Below are 17,820 nucleotides of genomic sequence, written 5' to 3'. Positions count from 1 at the left end.
GATGTGCGATAGAAACAGAAAAAGCCCAGGCAAGTTTGCTTGGGCTTTTTGTATTAGAGAGTGACTAACTAGTTTTAAAGCGTGAGACCATTTCCTGTAGGCTACCGGCCAGGGAGTTTAAGGTGGTCGCGCTATCTTCAAGCTCTTGTGATACTTGATTAGCTTGACTAGAGCCGTCGTGAATATCAGTGATGTTACGATTAATTTCCTCGGCGACTAAATGCTGCTCTTCTGCCGAAGCGGCAATCTGGGTCGCCATATCCCGTATAGTGAGTACCGACTGCAAAATAGCCTCAAATACCGTACTGGTTTGATTGGTGGCCGTAACTGAGGTTGATGAATGCTCAATGCTGCTCGACAGCTTAGAGGCAACATTAGCGGTTTGTTGGCGTAGGTTACTTAGTAGTTTATCGATTTCTTCGGTGGACTCAGCGGTACGCCCAGCTAAAGTACGAACTTCATCGGCGACTACTGCAAAGCCACGGCCTTGTTCACCAGCACGCGCCGCTTCAATAGCTGCGTTGAGCGCCAGTAAGTTGGTTTGTTCAGCAATACCACGAATGGTATCTAAAATGACCGTAATATTGGCCGATTCTTGTGACAGTTCATCCATAGCCTGATTAGATTCGTTTAAGGTCGTTTCGAGCTGCCCAACGGCTAGTACAGTATCTTGAATCAACTGATGACCTTCTTCCACTTGCTGTTGGCTATCATCGGCGCTGGTGGCTGCTTGGCTGCAGTTTGAGGCCACTTCGTTAGAGGTGGCCACCATTTCATGAAAAGCGGTGGATACTTGCTCTACCGCGGCTAATTGTCCTTCGGCTATTTGTTTCATGGTACTAGACAGTTCGCTGGCATGAGCCGCTGAATTATCTACTTGCTCACTATTGCCTTTGATACTGGCCACTAAGGAATTTATAGACTCAACAAAGCGGTTAAAGGCATCGGCCATCTGTCCCGATTCATCATTGGAGTGGATATTAAGGCGCTGGGTTAAGTCGCCTTCACCTGAGGCTATACCTTCTAGGCCTTCGGTAATGGTTATCATTGGTTTAGTGATGACATTCATCAAGGTGAACCCAAGTGCAATAAAGACCACCACCATTAAAATAGCCACGCCCATGATTAAGGTAATTAAGGAGTTGGCTTGCTGGTAAACCTCGCTGGCGGGCATAAAGCCAATAAAGCGCCAATTGAGGTCGGGAGATAAATACACGTTGGCTAACCAAGTTTCACCATCTTTTTCAATAGTGTGCAAACCGGGGGGCGAGTCTTTAATGGCTTGGTAGCTGGTTACGTCGCTAATGTCTTGGAATAGATTATCTTCGCTGGAGGGGTCGGCCAATATGGTATTGGAGTCCTCAATCATGATGATGTAGCCTTGTTCTCCAAATTTAATCTTTTTAATTAAGTCGGTGAGTTTGTTTAGCGTCACGTCTACACCAATGGTACCAAAGGCGCCATTTTGTCCTTCAAAACGTACCATGTAATCCACTAAAGGTGTCTTGCTGACTAGGTCTTGATAAGCAGGAATACGAACCGGCGTAGTAGAGTCGATGGAAAGCGGATACCAAGGGCGTATACGAGGATCATAATCAGCAGAGTTTTTGCCGAGTGGCCATTGGATATAGCCACCGTGGTCCATGGCTAAATATACGTAGGCTAAGTCTGGGCGAGCTTCACCAAATTCGCGCATGAAATGAAACGCAGTTTGTTCAACGCCACCGTTTTTATCGGGGGTCATAGGTTTACTTGCTTTGCCCATATAGGTGGTAATAGAGTGATCTAATTGACGGATGGTATAGGAGTTGGCAAGAAACTTAGCATCTTCGGCCAAGCCATTGAGGTAGATAGAAAAGGTTGTGTCGATATGCCCTAGTTCCGCGGTACTTCGTTGTTCAAAACTGAGTTCGGCATTACTTCTAACGTTCCATACAGTAATGATTGAGATGACTAAAACCGGAAAAACTACACCAGCGAGTAACAGCAACAAAAACTTTGTTCTTATTTTCATTTGTTAATCCATTAATCGAGTTTGTATAGATAAATATAGTTAAATTAAACGGCATTACTAAATGAGGATTGTGCTTTGTTTAAATGGCTCGGGAGTTTAGAAGACTAAGCATTGGCTTAAGCTGCAGGTAATATCCAGAATAATGTTAAGGGAATAAAAAACAGGCTGGCGATGTTTCCTAACATCACAATAGAGGCCACGCGTTGTGGCTCTACCTGATATTGCTCAGCAACAATAAAGTTGAGTACTGCTGGTGGCAGCGCAGAAAACAAAATCAAACAAGACTGTTGTAGCGGTGTTAGCGGCAATATCATTATGGTAATACTTGCACATATCAAGCCACTAAGCGGGCAAGCTACAGCGCCTAATAAGCCAATTTTCCAGTCTTTCAAATCCACGTCAATCAATCTTACACCTAGGGTAAACAACATAAGTGGTACCGATATTTGACCGAGCAGGTCGATTGGAGTAGCAATGATGGTGGGCAAGGATAGCTCCAAGCCGCCCCAAATGAGGCCAGCGATAGCAGCAATAATCACCGGGATTTTTAGGGTAGAAAGCAGCTTGGCTTGGGAGTCGATAAAATACAGCCCCACCGAGAAGTGCAATACCATTTCTACCACAAACAGGATCACTGCAATGGGCATGGCGGCTTCACCAAAGGCCAAAATAATCAGCGGTAGTCCAAGGTTACCGGCATTGTTGAACATCATTGGTGGTAGAAAGGTGCGCGCTTTAAGTTTAAAAATTTTGATTAGCGGCCATAAAATAAGCCCTGAACCTAATACCACCCAAATGGATGCCAGCAGTAATTCACTGTAATCGCTTAGTTCAAGTTGAGTGTTCGCCAATACCGAAAAGATTAATGCAGGGCAGAATATTTCCATATTCATGCGATTTGCAGCACTAATGTCGGGGCGATGTTTGCGCCCGTAAAGCAGTCCTAGCACCACTATAATTACAAGTGGAGCAACAATACTTAATATTTGCCAAGCCACGGCGTTTACCCCGAATAAAAAAACTAGCTTAGCAGAAACGCATTGATAAGCTCATTAGCAAATAGTGGCAAGGGCAAGCGCCGTTTGCGGTCACAGTAAGCACCCGACTCAAATTCGAATGACTTATCAGGGGAAAGGTGTTGACTTGAATGCTTACCAAGCAGCAAAAAGTGCTTATTTTCAAGTGCCGCCTAATAGCAAATAATCCATGTGAAAAAAACAGAGCCAAGGCTCTGTTTTTTAATGCGGTATTAGCATGAGCTATTTGCTTGGCGGGGTGTAGCCTTCAATGTCTACTTCGCCGTCTTCAAATAAGTATTTCACCATTTCAGCCTGAAGCAACTCACGATCGTCTTGATTCATCAAGTTGAGCTTTTTTTCGTTAATGAACATGGTTTGTTTCTTTTGCCACTCAGTCCAAGCTTCTTTGCTGATGTTATCAAACACGCGCTTACCGACATCACCAGGAATCAGTTGGAAATCTAAGCCATCGGCTTCTTTCTTTAAACGTTGGCAAAATACTGTTCTAGCCATAATTATCCCTTATTACATGCGCTGCTGTGTTGTACGGCAGGCTTAAATTTTAAAGTGCGTGTTGCGCTATTTTTAGCAGCTTTTCGGTTACGGCCGCTAAGCCAACTTTTGGCGGGTTTTGCATGTTATACCAAAGTTGTTGGTTGTCTGCCATGACTTGTAGTGGCGGCGCTTCACTTAGCTCAACCAATGCTGGCTGAATATCCAAATGGTAGTGGCTAAAGGTGTGGCGAAGTGGTTCTAGCTCGTAAATCGCATCGGCACTTAATTGCTGTGCCTCTAACCATTGGCTAATGCTGTCTTCTAGCGCTATTTCTGGAAAGCAGTACAAACCGCCCCATAAACCCTGCATGGGGCGTTGAAACAGCAAGTATTCATGTTGCCAGTGCAGTATTAACATTTGCACTGGCTTTTCTGGCAGTACCTTTTTAGGTTTTTTCCCTGGAAAGTCGCCTTGGCGCTGAGTGGCTAGTGCCACACAGTCTTCCGCCACAGGGCAGAGCTCGCATTTAGGTTTTGAGCGAGTACAAATCATCGCGCCTAAATCCATCATTGCTTGGTTGTAAGCAGTGGTTTGCTGAGCAGGAGTGTTTGCTTCAGCAAGTTCCCAAAGTTGGTTTTCTACGGGCTTTTTACCGGGCCAGCCAGCGATGGCCTGATGACGAGCTAATACCCGCTTTACATTGCCATCGAGTATGGCGTGGTGCTGACCAAGAGAAAGTGATAACACCGCACCTGCGGTAGAGCGGCCAATACCTGGCAGCGCTATGACTTGCTCAATGTCTTCTGGAAACTGCCCTTGGTACTGCTCGGCAATCACTTTGGCTGCTTTATGTAAATTGCGGGCGCGGGCGTAATAACCTAAGCCTGTCCATAGGTGTAGTACTTCATCAGTATCTGCTGCTGCTAAGTGAGTGACATTAGGAAAGCGTTGCATAAAGCGTTCGAAATAAGGTATTACCGTAGCGACTTGGGTTTGTTGCAACATAATTTCCGACAGCCACACTTTGTAAGGTGTTTTGTCTTGCTGCCAAGGCAGATGTTTACGGCCAGCGCGGTGGTACCAGTCCACCACTCGAGTGGGAAATGCTTGAATTGTATTACTCATAACGTAGGGCTAGCTTAAATAATGTGTGGGCAAAGAAGTGGTGGATTTCATGACTTCCATTGAAAAGGCAGAGCTGACATCGGTAAAGGCTAAACGCTCAATCAGTTGTTTATACACTTTGTCGTAGTCGTTAATGCTGGGCACTACGACTTGAAGCAAATAGTCGATGCTGCCACTCATGCGATGGGCTTCAATGATTTCAGGAATGTCTTGTACTGCTTGGTTAAACTGCGCTAACCAAGAGGGATCGTGCTGTGAAGTGCGAACACTAACAAACACCGTGACACCTAGATTGAGTTTGTTTCTGTCGAGTAGAGCCACTTTATGGCGAATAAACCCGGCTTGCTCTAGTTTTTGCACGCGGCGCCAGCAAGGTGTGGCCGATAAACCTACACGCTCGGCAATCTCGTTGAGCGCAATACTCACGTCTCGTTGCAGCAAATCGAGTATTAACTTGTCTTTACTATCGAGTTTCATTTTTTAACGATTGCCCAAATCAAGAAAAGTGATTCTATTTTTACGTGCTTTACGCCAATTAACAACCGCTATCTTTGTGTGGCTACTTGTCACCGAATAAGGCTTGTTCTAACCACAGTGCTTTACTGGCATCAAAACCCCCTTGCTCAAGAAAATCGGCGTGAGAGATGTTACCCCTAAATTGTTCAATCATTTTTTGGCTGGAGCGTTGATTAGCCTCAATCCAGCAGTCTTGTGGGCTATATTCACCTTGGTTTTGTGCTTGTTGATTCAGCATTACCGGCGAAAATCGCCAAGGTTTACCCGGTACATATTCGCCGTTCAGGGATAAACTATCTTGCCCAATGGTGATGTCTATTTGATGAAAAATACCAGCAGTTCCACCTAAGTGAAAATCCACATCGATGAGGTGTTTACCAGCTTGTAGTTGTAATTTCAGCCTTTGGCCGTCCACTATTTTTTGCTGTTGAGAAGGTTTACCAAAACGGTGTAATAGCCAAGATAAAGGATGGCTAGTGGTTTCTAAAAACCACTGCTCTAAGGTAAAGTTGAGGGGCAGGTTAACCTGTGAGTTCAACCGCACATGGGCTGGCTGAGAATAGCCGCTAAGCAATGAATCAAGCAGCTTAGCGCTGGCCAGTTGGCTAAAGGCATAATTCACCCAAAGCCGCTGCGGCCAAATAAAGTTGTTATCTACTTGGCTTAAACCCAGTAGTGGTTTTTCACAAATAATCGCACTGTCTTTAAAGTGTTGAATAAGCTTTTGGTGGCTTAGCGCTGGTGTGGCAATAAGCACCAAGTCTACAGCGGGAACGTGCTGAATGTGGTTGCAGGCATGCGCAATATTGTGTTGCTGAGCAACTCGCTGCGCTTTTGCCAGCTCCAAGTCGACAAGGCTAACGACTTTTAGGCCACTTTGTTTGAGCGCATCAACATGCACCATGCCCCAGTTACAGCCAATTATTGCTGCGGTGTTAATGTTGTTGATTAGCGGATTTTTTAACACAGTCATACGCTCTACGTACTAGCTTTAGCTGCAACAACAATGAAGCGAGCACCATCTTCACCGGCTTGCACAAAATGGCTTTGGCCTGGGTGAATGCAGTGTGAGTCACCAGCCTTTAGATGCTGGGTTTGCTGTTGCTTCCCGTCGACAACAGTGATCTGAAGTTCGCCATTCAGCAGGTAATACAATTCTTCGGTGTGTGTATGCTGATGTAGCCCGATGCTAGCGTTTGCTTCTAAGCTTGAGTCCATGACCAGTTCAATGCCGCTAGCCAGAATACCTTCGGCTTTATCTGGCTCTTCGCTATAAATCCAAGTGCCGTCTAATCGGCCTTTACCCTGCATGCCTTGTGGTGCGTTGTGGTTTAAATGAGCGGGTTGGTAAACCACGGTGGCCATATGTTCTGCTTGCTTAAAACTGTGTCCGTTACCGAGATAAAGTGGGTGGTCGCCACCATGAAATTGCTGCTCTCTAAACAAGCGGACTGCTGGCTTTGACTTCATGATGTGTCCTTCAATGTATTCAAACTTAGTGTAATAGATATCTGTGAGATGATGAAGCAGCGGTTTGCTTTAACAATCGCTAGTTTTTACCGTAACGCTAGGCCCGCTACCATTTTCTTGGTTGGTATAAAGCACATGGCAATTAAAGAACACACTCTTACTCGCTAAGTCTTCAGAAAAGAAAATATAGATATGATTAAACGCGGTGGATTTATCTATAAAAAATGGGGCTGCATTGTTGTCTGCGGTAATGGTGGTTAGTGCTACAGAGTCGATGCTGAGCCAAGCTTGTACTTGTCGATTCAGTTCTTCAAAGCTGTCTGTTCCCTCTACGGCAGGGTGACCATTGTAAATTGGTAAAGGCGTGCCAAGGTAGTTGATTTGCTGATTACCAATGGCTTTATTTTCCAGTGCAGCCTCAGTGTAAACCAGTCTCAGGCCTTCTTGCATAGAGCCGCCGATGGTGTTGAGTACTGCAGCTTTGCCATCGGTTTTAAGGTTGATAAGTTTAGGCACTGCCACCACCGCAATAATGGCAAGAATAACAATCACCATCACTAGTTCAATCAGGGTGAAGCCAAATTGCTGTTGCCTAAAGCTTGTCATCAATAGTGTTGTATCCAATATGTTTATAAAACCGTTTCTTGTTCTATTATAGATACTCAATAACGAATAGGAGTGACTATGCTGGAATTACGTCCGTGCTGTGAGTGTTGTGAAGCACCATTACCTGCCGATGCTAGCAACGCAATGATTTGCTCTTTTGAGTGCACTTTTTGTGTGGAATGCGTGGAGACCCACTTAGATAATGTTTGCCCCAATTGCGGCGGTGGTTTTACTGCGCGGCCTATTCGGCCTAAGCACGATTGGGTAAACGGCAATTGTGTCACTCATTATCCCGCTAGCACAGAGCGGGTTGTTAAGCCGGTAGACCCGCTTGTTCAGCAGTTGTTAGTCACGCGCTTGGCGGGTAAGTTACCTGAACAACGCTAGGAAAAATCTTAAGGACTCGCGCGTGCAAAGCTTGCACAACTGCGAGATCTTTGGATAATGCCAGCCCTGTTCTACATTTAGAATGTCACTGTAATATCTAGTCTGGAAATATCATGAGCGAGCAAGACCAAAATCCAACTCCTGAGGCACCTCAAGAGCAAGTAGAAGACAAACGTTTACGTAAGATTCGTAGCTTTGTTAAACGCGAAGGCCGTTTAACCAAACGCCAAGAGAATGCGCTAAGCGAGTTTTGGCCTACGTTAGGCTTGGATCATCAGGCAAGCAATTATTCGCTTGAAGCGGTATTTGGTCGCGACGCTAAAACGGTACTAGAAATTGGCTTTGGTATGGGCGCATCGTTAGTTGAAATGGCTAAAAACGCACCAGACACCAACTTTATTGGCATTGAAGTGCACCGCCCTGGCGTAGGCGCTTGTATGGCCGACGCCATTGACGCTGAGATTAAAAACCTGCGTGTATTTGAACACGACGCCGTAGAAATATTGAATGATAGTATTGCTGATAACAGCCTCGATACTGTGCAATTGTTCTTCCCAGATCCGTGGCATAAATCTCGCCATCATAAACGCCGTATTGTGCAATTAGAGTTTGTAGAAGTGCTGCGCAAAAAGCTAAAAGTTGGCGGTGTGTTCCACATGGCGACCGATTGGGAAAACTATGCAGAGCATATGTTGGAAGTGATGCAAGCGGCTCCAGGTTATAAAAACACCTCAGAAACCAATGATTACGTGCCACGCCCAGAATGGCGCCCATTAACCAAGTTTGAAAACCGCGGCCACCGTTTAGGCCACGGCGTGTGGGATTTAATCTTCGCTAGAGAAGCCTAAGCCTATCCTTAATCGGTAAAGCAATTAAGAAGGTCGTTTAGAAATAAACGGCCTTTTTTTGTCACTATCCAATAGTGCTCATTTTCTTCCAATAAGCTTTGCTGCTTGGCATCGCTTAATGAAGATTCAAGCGTATCCAGCCCTAAGCCCGTTAGGTTTTCAAATTCGGCCTTAGGAATATCTTCAAACAAACGTAAACGATTTAAAAAGTACTCAAAGGCTAAGTCGCTAGGCTCCACTGCCCATTGCTTAAACAAAAAGTCGCGATCTTGTTCCAGGTAGCCTTTAGGGTGTTTTACTTTTTCGGTTCTAAGTAAACGCTGGCCAGTTAAGTCGCTTAGTTTGCCATGAGCGCCACAGCCTATGCCGAGGTAATCGCCAAAGCGCCAGTAATTGAGGTTGTGTTGCGAGCGGTCACTATCGCGGCAATACGCCGATACTTCGTATTGATTAAACCCCGCTTGCTGTAATTGCTGGTGGCCTTGTTCATAAATATCCCAGAGTAAATCTTCGTTAGGCAATTTAGGCGGGCGTGAAGCAAAAGCAGTGTTGGCTTCAATGGTAAGTTGATACCAAGACAAATGGCTTGGGCCAAGGGCAAAAGCTTGCTGTAGGTCTTGCATGGCTTGCTCAAGCGTTTGATTAGGTAAGCCATGCATTAAATCTAGGTTAATCCGTTTAAAGCCCGCTTGTTGAGCAAACTCAAAGGCACGAATCGCTTCTTCACCATTATGGATGCGACCTAGTTTGTCTAAGTGTTGTTGCTGAAAACTTTGTACACCAATTGATAAGCGATTTACGCCAGCTTGAAAATAGCCAGCAAAACGATCGGCTTCTGCTGTGCTAGGGTTGGCTTCCATGGTGACTTCAGTGTTAGAGCTGAGGACTAAACGCTGCTTTACACCATTAAGTAAATCACTAATCGCTTGAGCGGAAAGCAAACTAGGAGTGCCACCGCCAATAAAAATACTGTGTAATTCTCGCCCTTGCATGGCAGGGAAGCGCTGTAAATCTTGGTCTAAATCAGCCAGCAAGGCTTGAATGTACTCTTTCTCGGGTAGGTTTTGCTTTAAGCCGTGGGAATTAAAATCGCAATAGGGGCATTTTTGCACGCACCAAGGCACGTGCACATACAAACTTAGCGCAGGGCTTAGCATGCTTCTGTTTCCATTTGCGTAAGCAACTGGCGTAGTGCCTTGCCGCGATGGCTTAAGGCATTTTTATCGGCTTTGCTAATTTGCGCAGAAGTCGCTTGGTGTTGCTCAACCCAAAACACAGGGTCATAGCCAAACCCGCCAGCACCATGAATATCTGTGGTAATTGTGCCACGCCATTTGCCATGACAAATTAGCGGAGCAGGGTCTTCGGCATGACGTAGATACACCAATACACAATGAAACTCAGCGCCGCGTTGGTCGCTGGGCACATCTTTCAATGCTTCAAGCAGTTTAAGCACATTATCGTGGTCGCTTGCATTCGCGCCAGCATAGCGAGAAGAGTACAAGCCTGGCGCACCATTTAGATAATCTACGGCTAAACCTGAGTCATCAGCAATGGCCGCAAGGCCAGTGATTTTGGCAGCATGACGGGCTTTGATGATGGCATTTTCTACAAAGGTAGTGCCGGTTTCGTCTGCGTCTTCAACTGTAAATTCACTTTGGGCAATAATTTGTTTTTGCAGCGGTTTGAGTAGCTCAGAGAGCTCGGCAACTTTGCCGGGGTTACCGGTGGCGAGTACAACTTTTTGCATGACGGTTCCTATAAAGTAGCAGTGGTTGAAGAATGGAGATAGGGGCTTAAAACCATTCGCCCTAAAGATAACCTTAGGGCGAAACTTAGCCAGAAAAACGTTTAGTCAACGTAAAACTTTTGCTGAAACTCGAGGGTTTGCTGGCGTTTCCCATCATCTACAATCACTTTAAAGCGAAAGGTTTCTTCATTGCTGTGGCGCAATTCAGCGATGTAATACACCGATTCACCTTCGCGAATTTCTTTAAATTCTAGATTGGTTTGATTGCCAATTAAGTTGCGCGCTGTGCCTGATATTTTGACGGCGACGGGCTTTTTATCAGCCGATTTACCATCCAATACCGTTATGTTGATTAGGCCGTTATAGCGGCTGCGTTGCAGCCCATATACTTTGGCGACTTCTGCGGGAATAAAAGTAGAATTAAATGCCACGTAATGGACTTCGTAATCACCCAATACTACCTTTTGTTCTGCGCGGCTAGGTAGGGTAAACAACATCAAACTTGAGATTAAGCTTATTAATAAAAACTTACTCATAATGGCGACCTTTTAAACAAATATGGTTTTAGTATAGAAAGAATGTAGCTAACAAAAGTTACATCAACTTGGCAATTATCTCGGGAATAATAGTGGGGTTGCTTACGCTCACCGTTTTATGTCTCCCCAGTTCGCCCCGTATAATGCTCACTTGAGACTTAGCCACTTTGCATTGCTTGGCTAAATACTTGACGAGGTGCTGATTAGCTTTACCATCAATGGGTGGGGCGGTAATGGCAATTTTTAACTCTTCGTCATGTAAACCTACAATGGCATCTCGGCTGGCCTTGGGTTGCACGTAAACCTGCAAAAGCAGGCTTACGTCATCATAACTAATCGCCGGCAATTAAACGATCTGCCATATATAAAACCATTCGCCGATGAGAAGGTTAAGGAAGTTAAGTCCGATAAACAATACCAAGACGGACAAATCTAACCCGCCAATTGATGGCAGAATACGGCGAATTGGCGACAGTAGTGGTTCGGTTAATTGGCCAAGTACGTATTCAACCGGGCTTCTTCCCTGGCTTACCCAGCTTAAAATAGCGCGCAGTAACAATACCCAGAACAGCAGCATTCCAGCTTCTTTTATAATATTTACAAGCGATAACAAAGGTACAGAAGATAAGTCAAATCCCACGACTCCAAGTCTCGTAGATATTTGCCCGCCAGTGATAAAGTATAAAGCCACCCATTTTGCAGCCACTACAGCAAAAGCAATCACTACTGCTGCCCAATCTACTCCGGCAAAACCGGGAATGATTCGACGCAATGGCACTACCACAGGGTTAGTAACTTTAACCACAAATTGGCTGAGTGGGTTGTAGAAATCGGCACGAGCCAATTGCAGCCATACACGTAACAACACCACCATTAAGTAGAGGTTGAATACAACTTCAATTAAGTAACTAGACGCTTGCATAGGATCCTCTGATTAAATTAAAACAAACTTTCCATTTCACGACCGCGTTCTACCGCAGCGTTCATGGCGTTGGCAACCACTTTACGTAAACCTTGTTCTTCAAAAATTCGAACCGCCTCGGCAGTGGTACCACCTTTAGAAGTAACATTGGCCCGAAGTGTCGCTAAATCAAGGTCTGGGTTTGCTGCAACCAATTCGGCACTGCCTAAAGCTGATTGTTGCACTAAGGTTCTGGCTTGCTCTGGGCTAAAGCCAAGTTGCTCAGCATGCTGTTGCATGGCTTCCATAAACATGAAGAAATAGGCAGGTGCACTACCTGCAGCAGCAATAATGTGGTTAATGTCGTCTTCTTGCTTCACCCAGCAGGTTTCGCCTACCGCTTGCATTAGCTGTTCTGCTGCGGCGATTTGCTCGGCACTTACGTCGCTAGGGGCGTATAAACCGGTCATGCCGCGGCCAACTAAAGCAGGAGTATTAGGCATGGTGCGAACAACGGCTACCTGCTCACCTAACAAACCTTTTAAGCGTTGTACGCTAATACCAGCGGCAATTGATACAAATAACTTACTGCTTAGGTTTATACCTAAGTCGGCGATGGCCTGACAAACAACTGCCATAAGCTGCGGTTTAACGGCTAACACAATAACATCACTTTGGTTTATGGCTTGGCCATTATCACCGGTAACATTTACTGAAAACTGCTGCTGAAGCTTTTGCTGTTGTTCAACATTGGGATCGCTAGCGGTAATGTCGCCAGCTTTTGCGCCGTTGGCAATTAGGCCGCCAATTAAACTGCTGGCCATGTTACCGCCACCAATAAACGCAATTCGAGCTGTCATGTTGTATTCCTTTATTCGTGAAAGTTAGCTTCGTTGGCCAAAGATAGCACTGCCGACCCGCACCATGGTGCTGCCGTTATTGATGGCTAGCTGCATATCGCCGCTCATCCCCATGGAAAGGGTATCGACACTAGCATACTGGCTTTGCAATTCAGCATATTTTTTGGCCATTGCGGCAAATTGTTGCGCAAGCTCTTGGCCTTGATTCAAATTTTGTGGAATGGCCATTAAACCGCGTAAACACAGCTGTGGCTGTTGCGATATGTGTGCAGCCAAATGATTAACATCTTCTAGGCTCACTCCTGATTTGGCTTGCTCTCCGCTAATATTAACTTGAATACATACTTGTAGCGGTGCCATGTTGCTAGGGCGTTGAGCGGCTAGGCGGTCGGCGATTTTGGCGCGCTCTAGCGTTTGCATCCAATCGAAGTGTTCTGCGACCAAGCGGGTTTTATTGGATTGTAAGGGACCAATAAAATGCCATTCAATGGGATCGTTTAGCCACGCTTGTTGCTGGCTAAGGTTTATTTTGTCCACGCCTTCTTGCACGTAGTTCTCGCCAAACTTGCGCTGGCCTGCTTGATAAGCGGCAGCAATGTCACTCAAAGGCTTGGTTTTACTAACGGCTAATAAATCAACAGCATCACTGGGGCGATGTGCTTGAGCTAACGCTTGCTGAATTTCGTGGTTAACAAATTGAAGTGCTTGGGTAATACTGCTCATAGTCTCACATTGAGGAAACAATTAAATGGATGTTACTGAATTACTGGCCTTTAGTGTAAAACATAACGCGTCGGATCTACACCTATCTGCCGAATTACCACCAATGATTCGAGTTGATGGCGAAGTGCGTAAAATTAATATGCCAGCATTAGAGCATAAACAAGTACACAGCTTGATTTATGACATTATGAACGACAAGCAGCGCAAAGAGTACGAAGAAAACTTAGAGATCGATTTCTCGTTTGAAGTGCCAAGTGTTGCTCGCTTCAGGGTAAATGCTTTTCAACAAAGCCGCGGCGCAGCAGCAGTGTTTCGTACCATTCCCTCGGAAGTATTGAATTTAGACCAATTGGGCGCGCCTGCTATCTTTCGCCAAATTGCAGATCACCCACGTGGCTTAGTTTTAGTCACCGGCCCTACTGGTTCGGGTAAATCAACGACCTTGGCGGCGATGATTGATTATGTGAATGAGCAACGTCACGAGCATATTCTGACGATTGAAGACCCTATCGAATTTGTACACAAAAACAAAAACTGTTTGATTAACCAGCGTGAAGTACACCGTGATACCCACAGCTTTAACAACGCCTTACGTTCGGCGCTGCGTGAAGATCCCGATATTATTCTGGTGGGTGAATTACGTGATTTGGAAACCATTCGCTTAGCGCTTACCGCGGCCGAAACCGGTCACTTAGTATTTGGCACCTTGCACACTACCTCGGCGGCTAAAACCATTGACCGTGTGATTGATGTATTCCCAGCGGCAGAAAAAGACATGGTTCGTTCAATGTTGTCTGAATCATTACGTGCAGTAATTGCGCAAACCCTGCTTAAAAAACTAGGTGGCGGCCGTGTTGCAGCCCATGAAATTATGATTGGTATACCAGCCATTCGTAACTTGATCCGTGAAGATAAAGTGGCGCAAATGTACTCGGTAATTCAAACCGGTATGGCGCATGGCATGCAAACTCTTGATCAAAACCTTAAAGAGTTAGTGAACCAAGGTATGGTGTCATATGAAGACGCTAAGCTTAAAGCAGCTGACGCAAATAACTTTTAGGAGTCACCATGTTAATTGATGAACTACTGAGTGATATGTCGGAGCGTAAAGCCTCCGATTTATACTTATCGGTTGGCGTTCCTCCTAGCGCAAAAGTGAGTGGTCGCTTAACACCGTTAAGCGAGCATAAGCTCATGCCTGAAAATGTTATGGAAATGCTGGCAACCATTCGCACGCCCGCTCAAATTGAGGCATTTGAAAGCGGACGAGAGGCTAACTTTGCTATCGCCCGTAAAGGTTTGGGTCGTTATCGTGTGAGCGCATTTTTTCAGCGCGAACAGCCAAGTATGGTGATTCGTAGAATTGAAACCGATATTCCCAGTTTTGAGCAGCTTCAACTACCACAAATTCTTAAAGAAGTGGGAATGTCTAAACGTGGTTTGATTCTGTTTGTAGGGGCAACGGGTGCCGGTAAATCGACTACTCAGGCGAGCATGATTGATTACCGTAACCATAACTCAAGTGGGCATATTCTTACCATTGAAGACCCAGTGGAATTTATGCACAAACATGCTGGTTGTATTGTTAATCAGCGAGAAGTGGGCATTGATACGCCGTCGTTTGAAGAAGCGTTGAAAAACTCGTTGCGCCAAGCGCCAGACGTTATTCTTATTGGTGAGATCCGTACTCGTGAAACCATGGAATTTGCCCTGCAGTTCTCTGAAACCGGTCATTTATGTATGGCGACCTTGCACGCCAACAACGCCAACCAAGCCTTAGACCGAATTATGCACCTTGTGCCTGAAGAACGCCATCGCCAGTTATGTTTTGATTTGTCTTTTAACTTGCGAGCGATTGTGGCGCAGCAGTTAGTGCCAACCAAAGATGGTAATGGGCGCCGTGGTGTATTTGAGATCCTACTTAACACCCCATTGGCTGCAGATTTAATTCGTAAAGGCGACATGCATAAGCTGAAAGAGCTCATGACTAAGTCGCGTGAACAGGGCATGTTAACCTTTGACCAAAGCTTGTTTGAACTCTATGAATCGGGTGTGATTGGCTATGCCGAGTCAATTGCGCACGCAGATTCGCCAAACGATTTGCGCTTGATGATTAAATTGCATGGCTCTGAAAAATCGAATAACTTAGATGGCGGAATGTTAGATGGGGTAACCATCGATTTTTAAGGTCATTAAAGGAGCATTATGTTAGCCGTTATTTCACCCGCTAAAACCTTAGATTTTAGTTCAGAGTTAGCCAAGCAATCGCATACTCGCCCGGAGTTGCTAGAGCATAGTGCTGAGCTAATTGATGTGGCTAGGCAGTTAAGCCCGGCGGACATTTCTAGCTTGATGAAAATAAGCGATAAACTTGCGGGGTTAAATGCGGCTCGATTTGCTGAATGGAGCACTGAGCTACCGCAAGACTTGGCTCGCCAGGCTATTTTTGCGTTTAAAGGCGACGTTTACACCGGCTTAGATGCTGCCAGCTTAAGCGGCAAACAGCTGGATTTTGCTCAGCAGCATTTACGTATATTGTCGGGTTTATATGGTTTGTTACGTCCGCTTGATTTGATGATGGCTTATCGCTTAGAAATGGGCATAAAGCTGGCCAATGCTCGCGGTACTAATTTGTATCAGTTTTGGGGTGACATAATCACCAGCAAGTTAAATCAGGCTTTAGCTGAACAAGGTGACAATGTGCTGGTGAACTTGGCGTCGAATGAGTACTTTAAGGCAGTAAAAACCAAGCAACTTGATGGCACGGTAATTACGCCGGTCTTTAAAGATCAAAAGAACGGCCAATACAAAATCATCAGCTTTTACGCGAAAAAAGCGCGTGGTTTAATGGCTCGCTACATGTTCGATAAGCAGGTGACTAGCTTGGAACAATTGAGTGATTTTGATTACCAGGGTTACTACTTTGATGAAGCGAGCTCTGATGCCAGCACTCTCGTGTTTCTGCGCGACGAAGCCCAGCAATAGTCATTCTCTTTTTTAGATGATAAAGCCTCATTTCGATGGGGCTTTTTTATACGTAAAATCTTTACAGCGCCTCGTGAAAAGTAGGTGAACTGTTTACGCTAAGAATCAGCTTAACCAAGCTCGCGCCTATTGTTTGTAGCCTTCGCCAGCCCATAATTTTTTTCTGAAGTCCTATTTGCAAATTAGATAAACTCGTTATTCGCCATAGGACAGATAATTATGCGTGGTATTCGATGGGGCTAAGTTTTCGCGCTAAATGTGTAATCTGGAAATAGTACTTAGCTAGATCTAAGGCTACGCCTTTATTTGGGTGGGATTACACGGTTAAAGAATTCCTCAGCAAGGTGTCGCTAACCCTCTATAGGTGTTAATGAGTTGTTGTTTGCCTGCCGTGATTTTGATTTCGCTTATGATCTACGCAGCTGCTTTCCTATTGGTATAGGCTTTGATTGCGAGTCGCCAAAGACCTCTGTTGGAGTTCACTAATCAGTTTAACAAAACCACCTTATTGATTTTAACCTTAAATTCACTTGAGCTTTTACTCCTGCCCTGCCAATATCAAAAGTAGCGGCCGAAGAGCAGCTTTTTTTGGTAAATAACTGACTTATTTTTTACTCAAGGTAATCGACAAGAATCGTCGAGCAAGGCCATATGGAGATAATATGAAAAATAAGATTGCAGTGATATTGGCGCTAGTTGGCGCAACCACCTTGGCAGGGTGTTCAAGTCCTCCTGAGGGAGATGTTAGAGTATTGTGTCCCATTATTGGCGGTGCTTTTGGTTCTGTTGCTGGCGGAGGAGGCATGGTTGGTGGTGTTATCGCTGGTGCCTTAATATGTTCAAACCCTGATTTAGACGGCGACGGTGTGGCCAACAGTATTGATGAATGTCCAGACACGTCTGCTGGTGCAAAAGTTGATGAACGTGGCTGTGAAATTGTAGAAGAAGTTATCGTTGAAGAAATTGTTGTTGAAGAAGTCGTCATTGAAGAAGTCGCGGTAGTTGCTGTTGCAGCGGCGGTTTTAATCCCCGAATCTTGTGAGCAATATGTGTTGGTTGAAGACAATAAAATAATGAGCTTTGAACACATTTTGTTTGGCTTTAATAAAGATGAATATCATCACGACGAGCAACATAAAGTAGAGTGTATCGCTAAAACCGTGATTGCCAATGACCTCAAAATTGATGCGGTTGGTTATACCGATAACATTGGTGACCCAGGTTACAATATAGAATTAAGTAATCGTCGTGCTCATAACGTTGGTGTAGCGTTATTGGCTGCCGGTGTCACTAGAGATGCTGCAGTTGAAGAAGGTAAAGGTATTGCCGCTCCCATTGCTAGTAATGCAACTGAAGAAGGACGCGCGCATAACCGAAGAGTGGAAGTACGCGTATACCATTAACATTACTGCTCTCTTAAATACAAAAAGCCACGCATAACGTGGCTTTTTTAGTGATTGTGTACCGTCCTAAATAAGGTTGACACATATCCAACATGAAATTGGAGAGTGTCATGAAAACAACCAGTAAACGTACCCAACGAAATTATTCTCTTGCCTTTAAATTGGCAGTGGTAGACCAAGT

General features: G+C 45.1%; 21 protein-coding genes. 6 read left to right on the top strand and 15 right to left on the bottom strand.

The features are described 5' to 3' along the window. Nucleotides 1–64 precede the first annotated feature (64 nt). From FFR00_RS14830 to FFR00_RS14795, 8 genes are all read right to left on the bottom strand, one after another. A complete protein-coding gene (locus FFR00_RS14830; RefSeq protein ID WP_137674202.1) occupies nt 65–2,014 on the bottom strand; it encodes a methyl-accepting chemotaxis protein in 1,950 nt (649 codons plus the stop codon). Nucleotides 2,015–2,130: 116 nt separating this feature from the next. Beyond that, nucleotides 2,131–3,012, bottom strand: a complete 882-nt coding sequence (locus FFR00_RS14825; protein ID WP_137674201.1) for an AEC family transporter — start codon at nt 3,010–3,012, stop codon at nt 2,131–2,133. Between the two features lie 261 nt (nt 3,013–3,273). Continuing rightward, nucleotides 3,274–3,546 carry an oxidative damage protection protein gene (locus tag FFR00_RS14820; RefSeq protein WP_137674200.1) on the bottom strand — a complete coding sequence of 91 codons (273 nt, stop codon included), beginning with the start codon at nt 3,544–3,546 and terminating at the stop codon, nt 3,274–3,276. A gap of 49 nt (nt 3,547–3,595) precedes the next feature. After that, nucleotides 3,596–4,654 carry an A/G-specific adenine glycosylase gene (mutY, locus tag FFR00_RS14815; protein WP_137674199.1) on the bottom strand — a complete coding sequence of 353 codons (1,059 nt, stop codon included), beginning with the start codon at nt 4,652–4,654 and terminating at the stop codon, nt 3,596–3,598. Nucleotides 4,655–4,663: 9 nt separating this feature from the next. Then, nucleotides 4,664–5,131, bottom strand: coding sequence for an Lrp/AsnC family transcriptional regulator (locus FFR00_RS14810; RefSeq protein WP_137674198.1), 468 nt, complete (start codon nt 5,129–5,131; stop codon nt 4,664–4,666). An 82-nt stretch (nt 5,132–5,213) separates the two neighbouring features. Then, nucleotides 5,214–6,143: a Gfo/Idh/MocA family oxidoreductase gene (locus FFR00_RS14805; protein WP_137674197.1), complete on the bottom strand. Its 930-nt coding sequence runs from the start codon at nt 6,141–6,143 to the stop codon at nt 5,214–5,216. A gap of 5 nt (nt 6,144–6,148) precedes the next feature. Then, complete coding sequence (locus FFR00_RS14800; protein ID WP_137674196.1) at nt 6,149–6,640, bottom strand: cupin domain-containing protein; 492 nt, start codon at nt 6,638–6,640, stop codon at nt 6,149–6,151. Nucleotides 6,641–6,709: 69 nt separating this feature from the next. Next, on the bottom strand, nt 6,710–7,246 hold the full coding sequence (locus FFR00_RS14795; RefSeq protein ID WP_137674195.1) for a type II secretion system protein: 537 nt from the start codon (nt 7,244–7,246) through the stop codon (nt 6,710–6,712). 78 nt (nt 7,247–7,324) lie between these two features. On the opposite strand from FFR00_RS14795, the gene FFR00_RS14790 reads away from it, so the two are divergent. Both FFR00_RS14790 and trmB read left to right on the top strand, forming a co-directional pair. Next, a complete protein-coding gene (locus FFR00_RS14790) occupies nt 7,325–7,633 on the top strand; it encodes a DUF1272 domain-containing protein (RefSeq protein WP_137674194.1) in 309 nt (102 codons plus the stop codon). A gap of 113 nt (nt 7,634–7,746) precedes the next feature. Beyond that, nucleotides 7,747–8,481 (top strand): tRNA (guanosine(46)-N7)-methyltransferase TrmB, encoded by a 735-nt coding sequence (gene trmB / locus FFR00_RS14785; protein ID WP_137674193.1) that lies wholly within the window; start codon nt 7,747–7,749, stop codon nt 8,479–8,481. An 8-nt stretch (nt 8,482–8,489) separates the two neighbouring features. Here the strand turns inward: trmB and hemW are convergent, their stop codons facing one another. The 7 genes from hemW to FFR00_RS14750 all read right to left on the bottom strand — a co-directional run bounded on the left by hemW (nt 8,490) and on the right by FFR00_RS14750 (nt 13,251). Further along, nucleotides 8,490–9,638 carry a radical SAM family heme chaperone HemW gene (hemW, locus tag FFR00_RS14780; RefSeq protein WP_137674192.1) on the bottom strand — a complete coding sequence of 383 codons (1,149 nt, stop codon included), beginning with the start codon at nt 9,636–9,638 and terminating at the stop codon, nt 8,490–8,492. Continuing rightward, complete coding sequence (gene rdgB / locus FFR00_RS14775; RefSeq protein WP_137674191.1) at nt 9,632–10,231, bottom strand: RdgB/HAM1 family non-canonical purine NTP pyrophosphatase; 600 nt, start codon at nt 10,229–10,231, stop codon at nt 9,632–9,634. Before rdgB ends, hemW begins: the two co-directional genes overlap by 7 nt. Before the next feature lie 101 nt (nt 10,232–10,332). After that, the gene (locus FFR00_RS14770) at nt 10,333–10,767 is read right to left on the bottom strand and encodes a DUF4426 domain-containing protein (protein WP_137674190.1); all 435 of its coding nucleotides are present in this window, start codon (nt 10,765–10,767) and stop codon (nt 10,333–10,335) included. Nucleotides 10,768–10,825: 58 nt separating this feature from the next. Further along, entirely contained in the window at nt 10,826–11,113 is a 288-nt protein-coding gene (gene yggU, locus FFR00_RS14765; protein WP_137674189.1) for a DUF167 family protein YggU, read from the bottom strand. After that, nucleotides 11,114–11,689: a YggT family protein gene (locus tag FFR00_RS14760; protein ID WP_137674188.1), complete on the bottom strand. Its 576-nt coding sequence runs from the start codon at nt 11,687–11,689 to the stop codon at nt 11,114–11,116. Nucleotides 11,690–11,706: 17 nt separating this feature from the next. Continuing rightward, complete coding sequence (proC, locus tag FFR00_RS14755) at nt 11,707–12,528, bottom strand: pyrroline-5-carboxylate reductase (protein ID WP_137674187.1); 822 nt, start codon at nt 12,526–12,528, stop codon at nt 11,707–11,709. 24 nt (nt 12,529–12,552) lie between these two features. Then, nucleotides 12,553–13,251, bottom strand: coding sequence for a YggS family pyridoxal phosphate-dependent enzyme (locus FFR00_RS14750; protein ID WP_137674186.1), 699 nt, complete (start codon nt 13,249–13,251; stop codon nt 12,553–12,555). A gap of 25 nt (nt 13,252–13,276) precedes the next feature. On the opposite strand from FFR00_RS14750, the gene FFR00_RS14745 reads away from it, so the two are divergent. The 4 genes from FFR00_RS14745 (at nt 13,277) to FFR00_RS14730 (ending at nt 17,639) form a co-directional block, all read left to right on the top strand. After that, nucleotides 13,277–14,311 (top strand): type IV pilus twitching motility protein PilT, encoded by a 1,035-nt coding sequence (locus FFR00_RS14745; RefSeq protein WP_137674185.1) that lies wholly within the window; start codon nt 13,277–13,279, stop codon nt 14,309–14,311. An 8-nt stretch (nt 14,312–14,319) separates the two neighbouring features. After that, the gene (locus FFR00_RS14740) at nt 14,320–15,438 is read left to right on the top strand and encodes a PilT/PilU family type 4a pilus ATPase (RefSeq protein WP_137674184.1); all 1,119 of its coding nucleotides are present in this window, start codon (nt 14,320–14,322) and stop codon (nt 15,436–15,438) included. 18 nt (nt 15,439–15,456) lie between these two features. Continuing rightward, complete coding sequence (yaaA, locus tag FFR00_RS14735) at nt 15,457–16,236, top strand: peroxide stress protein YaaA (protein WP_137674183.1); 780 nt, start codon at nt 15,457–15,459, stop codon at nt 16,234–16,236. Between the two features lie 662 nt (nt 16,237–16,898). Beyond that, entirely contained in the window at nt 16,899–17,639 is a 741-nt protein-coding gene (locus FFR00_RS14730) for an OmpA family protein (protein WP_137674182.1), read from the top strand. Nucleotides 17,640–17,820: the final 181 nt, after the last annotated feature.

This window comes from Agarivorans sp. Toyoura001 (genome assembly GCF_005405585.1).
Lineage (GTDB): Bacteria > Pseudomonadota > Gammaproteobacteria > Enterobacterales > Celerinatantimonadaceae > Agarivorans.
This window is presented reverse-complemented; position numbering and strand designations above follow the sequence as displayed.